1 protein-coding gene is annotated in these 392 nt (G+C 65.3%); it reads right to left on the minus strand.

The features are described 5' to 3' along the window. Positions 1-48: 48 nt before the first annotated feature. Positions 49-392 (minus strand): molybdopterin dinucleotide binding domain-containing protein (locus DY467_RS26010; RefSeq protein ID WP_283811833.1); only part of this gene is annotated, 344 nt, incomplete at its 5' end.

The raw sequence follows: 392 nt of genomic DNA on the forward strand, positions 1-392 counted from the left end.
GCGCAACGAAGAACCGGCGGACGCTTTTGAATCGGATCTTCATGGCGTTCACACCTTCTCGATGCGCACGGCGCATTTCTTGAAGTCGGTCTGCAGCGAGATCGGATCGGTGGCGTCCAGCGTCACCTTGTTGATCAGCTTGGACTCGTCGAACCACGGCACGAACACCAGGCCACGCGGGGGCCGGTCGCGACCGCGGGTCTCGACCCGCGCGCGGATGAAGCCACGCCGCGATTGCACCTTGACCTCGTCGCCGCGGTGCAGCTTCAGCGCCGATGCGTCGTCGGGGTGAATGAAGCAGACCGCTTCCGGGAACGCCTTGTAGAGTTCGGGCACCCGCCGCGTCATCGTGCCGGAATGCCAGTGCTCCAGCACGCGGCCGGTCGACAGCC

Source organism: Rhodopseudomonas sp. BR0G17 (genome assembly GCF_010907025.1).
Lineage (GTDB): Bacteria > Pseudomonadota > Alphaproteobacteria > Rhizobiales > Xanthobacteraceae > Rhodopseudomonas > Rhodopseudomonas palustris_H.